This is a genomic window from Accumulibacter sp., from assembly GCF_031732815.1.
Taxonomy (GTDB): Bacteria; Pseudomonadota; Gammaproteobacteria; order Burkholderiales; family Rhodocyclaceae; genus Accumulibacter.
Genome location: NZ_JAVMKF010000160.1, coordinates 1 through 4416, shown reverse-complemented (window position 1 = coordinate 4416; position 4416 = coordinate 1). Strand labels below are relative to the sequence as shown.

The 4416-nt window shown below is 64.1% G+C and carries 4 protein-coding genes and 1 pseudogene; 1 reads left to right on the top strand and 4 read right to left on the bottom strand.

What is annotated here, in order from left to right:
- Positions 1–64: 64 nt before the first annotated feature.
- The 3 genes from RKP46_RS10835 to RKP46_RS10825 form a co-directional block, all read right to left on the bottom strand.
- A complete protein-coding gene (locus RKP46_RS10835) occupies positions 65–493 on the bottom strand; it encodes a thioesterase family protein (protein WP_311106654.1) in 429 nt (142 codons plus the stop codon).
- Positions 494–524: 31 nt separating this feature from the next.
- The gene (locus RKP46_RS10830) at positions 525–1118 is read right to left on the bottom strand and encodes a TetR/AcrR family transcriptional regulator (RefSeq protein WP_311106653.1); all 594 of its coding nucleotides are present in this window, start codon (positions 1116–1118) and stop codon (positions 525–527) included.
- 129 nt (positions 1119–1247) lie between these two features.
- The gene (locus RKP46_RS10825; protein ID WP_311106652.1) at positions 1248–1439 is read right to left on the bottom strand and encodes a hypothetical protein; all 192 of its coding nucleotides are present in this window, start codon (positions 1437–1439) and stop codon (positions 1248–1250) included.
- A 112-nt stretch (positions 1440–1551) separates the two neighbouring features.
- On the opposite strand from RKP46_RS10825, the pseudogene RKP46_RS10820 reads away from it, so the two are divergent.
- Positions 1552–2007, top strand: a pseudogene (locus RKP46_RS10820) (transposase); the annotation flags it as partial.
- Positions 2008–2121: 114 nt separating this feature from the next.
- Here RKP46_RS10820 and RKP46_RS10815 read toward each other — a convergent pair.
- Positions 2122–4143 carry a C13 family peptidase gene (locus RKP46_RS10815; RefSeq protein WP_311106651.1) on the bottom strand — a complete coding sequence of 674 codons (2022 nt, stop codon included), beginning with the start codon at positions 4141–4143 and terminating at the stop codon, positions 2122–2124.
- Positions 4144–4416 lie beyond the last annotated feature (273 nt).

The following is a 4416-nucleotide window of genomic DNA, read 5'->3' as shown; positions in this document are numbered from 1 at the left end:
GGGTAGGCAACCCGGGCCGGTATATTGACAAACATGCGTCATCAAGATGCTCACGGTAGTGTCCTCAGGTCAAAGGCGGGATGAGTCCGGCAAGTTTTCGCCTTGTCGCATCGCCCAAGGGATGAGAGCGGCGGGTTTTCTCATTCATTTGGACGATGACGGTTTTCGCCGTCGCTACACAGCGCTTACGCTGAAACAGCCCCTGTTCGAGAGTCAATGAGCTTTTTCCAACGGTAGAAACGCGAGTACCGATATCGACTCGCCCAGGCCAAGTGATTTCGCCATGGAAATCCCGATGCAGACTGGCAATGACGAAAGCGCAACCCTCTGCTGCCAACGGGGAATCCGACGCATACCGCAGTTCCCCCCGGCCAGTCTCGAACATGGTTGAAAATACGGCATTATTGACATGACCCTGGCGATCCGTGTCGGCGTAACGCAGCTTCTCGCAGGTTCGCATCGAGGAGTCCGCGAGCGCTGCGTCAACTGTCAGCATGGCTTCAAGCCTCCAATTCCATTTCGTCTTACGGTGTGTTGGAGGCTAGCCGACCAGCCGCATCGGCACAGGCGCGAAGTACCCGCTCGGAAAATGCGTTATCGGCAACCGCTCTGGACAAGGAAAGGCCGCCCACGCACAAGGCCATCAAGGCAATGGCCTCGTCCAGCCGAGGATCGCGGCGGACTTGCCGATCCTCGACGCCGCTGCAGATCGCTTGCAGGGATTTGCGCAGTTCCTCTTCGAAGGCGGCCCGGAAGGCGTCATCGCTGCGTGCGGCTTCCGTCGCCAGCGCGGCCAGCGCACAGCCCTCAGCCGGATGGTCACGGTGATTCTTCGTCAGATAGCGGCGAGCCAAGCGTTGCAGTCGTTGCGCCCAGGTTTCGTGCTGAGGCTCGCCAACCCAACGTTTCCTGTTGTCGAGCAAGGCATGCTGCAAGGCGGCGGCCGACAAGGCCGACTTGCTCGCAAAGTGCGCATAGAAAGCGCCATGCGTCAGCCCGGCATCGCGCATCACCTTGGCGACACCTGCGCCAGCAAGACCCTCGACGCGCAGACGCGCCCCGGCAGCCTGCAGGATTCGGTTTCGGGATTCAGCTTTGTGCGTAGCGCGTGTAGTCATGATTTGGCATGATGAACGTCATGTGGCGATTGTTTCGCATGATGAACATCATGTCAAGCGCTCGATCGATCCGGTCCGGATTTGCCGATTCCCGCTTTCATTCAGTCGCTCCGGAGCCGCTTGGAGGTGTCATCCGGAAGCGGTGCGCTCGACCCGGAGGACGCCGAGTCGATGGCAAGCTGGGAACACCTTGGCGGTTTCTCGCTCGCCGCCAGCGTGTGCGTCGAAGGCGCCGACCGCCTGGGTCTGAAACGGCTGCTGCGCCAAGGCGCGCGAGCGGTCTTCGCAGTCGAGCGTTTGCGGGAAATCGACGCCGAACACCTGGTCTATCAGGCTGTCAAGTCAGGTCCCAGCGGCCCGGCGGCAGGGCGGCAGCCTCAGCTTGCTGCTGACGCCGCTCGAACGGATCGAGCGTCTGGCGGGGCTGATTTGGGTGACGCAAGCCGCCAATGACCAGGAGCAGGTCGAACCGATGCTGGCGACGCTGATCGCACAGAGCAAGGTGCCGGGTTCTGTGGCCTGCCTGATCGCCGACAGCGGCTTCTGCAGTGAGCAAAGCATCAAGGCGTGCGAGACGGCCGGCATCAATCCGTTGATCGCGGCGGCGCGCGACGAGCACCACCCGGGCTGGCGAGAGCGGCATAACGAACCAGGAGCGCTACCGGAGAACCCGACCCCCCTGCAAGGCATGCCGCATCGTCTGAAGAGCAAAGCGGGTCGAGCGCTCTATGCTTTGCGCAAACAGACGGTCGAACCGGTCTTCGGCATCATCAAATCGGTCATGGGCTTTCGTCAGTTCTCGCGGCGCGGTCAGCAGCAGATCACTGGGGAATGGACGCTGGTCTGCCGCGCCTGGAATGTGAAGCGCATGGCAAAGCTACGCCTTCAGCAGGGCAAAACGAGAGGAGAGCGACCGAAAAGCCCGCAAGACGGAGGGAAGCGGGCCTCTTCAATCCGCATTGTGAAATCTGAGGGTTCTCCCGACTCCAAGTCCGACAGGCGGCTAGCCACCGGCCACGGCCGGCCGCTTGGTTTTGGCCGCCGCCGGCACGGCCGAGGCGGCCTGCCGTGCCCGGGCAAAGTCCGCGAGCGGGCGGCGGATGGCTTCGCCAACATGGAGGCGCGGGTTCGAATCCGGGAAATTCTCCCGGGCCTCGCGCGCGGCAATCACCGGCCTCGCCTTTTCGAAGGCTTCGACAAACGAATAGGTCTGCCGCAAAGCCTCGTCGAAATAGGCTTTGCCGAAATAGGTGAAATCCGCCTCGTTACTGCAGCCGAACGAGTTTCTGTCCGCCGCTGCCGCGGTGATCACCAGGGTGTTGTCGTCCTGCAGGGCGTCGACGAAGCCGCCCGAGTGGCAGGCCGAGACCACCACGACGCGGCGCTTGATCCGCGCTTCGTCGAGCAGTTCGCGCAGGCGCCGGGGATCGAGGGTATTGAAACGCAGGGGCCAGAAATCGAGGACAAAGCTGTGATCGGGCGAGCCATGCGAAGTGAGGAAGAGGAACAGGATGTCCTCGTCGCGATCCATGATCGCGCCAATCCGCCGCAGCGTCAGACCAAGGCTCGTGGTACTGGCGATCGGCGACTCGGCGACACTTTGCGGGTTGTTGATCAGGAGCACCGAACGTCCCTCGGTGGCGAAGCGCTCGCGGAACAGCTCGGCAACCGAGCGAACTTCCTTCATGAACACATCCTGCCGGGAATAACCCGCCGCGCCGACGAAATACAGATCGGTGACACCCGGTCGCCCAGGCTTGAGGGCGGCCAGTTCGCGTTCCAGGAGTCGTGGTTGCAAGTAGAAAGCCTCTTCAGCCACCAGCGACAGGTACTTCCGCTCGAAGTCGCTGCCCGCCTCCTCGTCGTGCGCCTCGATCCACAGCGAGCGGTCGTGGTAGACGACGCTTGGCGGCACAGCGAGGAGCAATCCAGCCGCGGCAACGACCGCCAGTCGGTGGCCGGCGGGTGGCTTTAGAAAACGGATCGCCGCGCCGGCAAAGGCCAGGGCAAGCCACCATGGCGGCAGGTAGTAGATGGCTTCGCGCCAGTCCCTGGGCAGGAAATCCAGCGCTGCAGCGCTCGCGTGGAAGAGGAGCAGATACAGCGCCTCGACCGCCACCTGCACGGCCGCCAGCAGGGTCAACAGCGCCAGCGTCTGTCGTTGACGCCCGGCCAGGCAGGCGATACACCAGGCGGCGAAGAGCATCATCGGCACGTGGAACAAGGCGCCGGGCAATCCTTCCGCGGAAAACACGCCGCGCGTGCCGACGCGCAGCAGCGCTTCGGCGACGGGCAGGACGATGCCGAGCGCGGTCAAGGCGATGAATTGCGACCACGACGCCGACGGACGGCGCGACGGCAAGGGAAGGAACACGGCCAGACGCAGCCCCAAGCGCAGGTACTGGAGGAAACCAGGCCAGGCGCCAGATCTGCCGGTCGACCCGCCACCGGCAACGGCCACGTCGACCGGCACCTTGCCGGGGCTGTTGGTTGGCGCCGGAGCGCCGGCGATTCGTTCCCGCAGCAGGGCAAGGAAATCGGCCAGCTCGGCGCGCGAGGCAAAGGCAGTTTCCGGGACCGGGATGAAACTGACGTCGTCGACGTAGATCAGGACATGCCCGCAGGCGGTTTCGAGCGACTGAATCGCTGGCCACGCAATAAAGGTCGTGCCGTCGTCGTTCGCCCAGCGCAGGCCATCGTCGCCGACTTCCAGGACTCGCGGCCGGCGGACAAGGCAGCTTCCTTCGGCGATGCGGCGCGAGAGATCCTTCTGGAACATCGCCTGCTGGATGCCAAGCAGAACGATCCCGCCGACCAGCGCCAGCGCCAGCCAGTTCCCCCCGCGGGTGTCGAGCCAAATCCCGCCGACGAGCAGGGCGACGGCTGCGCTGACCAGCATCAGAGTCGCCTGATACGCGACCCGGCGCGGCCACTGCCATCGCTGGCGCACCAGGCGCTGCTGGTTGTGCGTCAAGAGCGCCGCATACTGCTCGGCGCCGAGTTCGTAGGCTATTCTGCTAGGCATCCGCGTCCTCGCCGGCTTCGTGGCAGGTCAGGCCGGCGTCCGCGTCCGGAGGTCGTCGTGCGCCGGCGCCGTGCAAGCATGGTAGCACGCCGGGAAATTCGTGCTTTGCCGCAGCTGGCTGCGGCCCCTGCCCGGCCGGAAAGGGGAAAGCGGGAAAGCGGGAAAGCGCCAGGCCGGACTTCCGCAAATAATCGGGGAGGGAGAACCATCAACGCCTTCGCCGCGGTCGCGCGACGCGTCTTAATCCCCTTCAGGAAATCGGGGAGGGAGAAC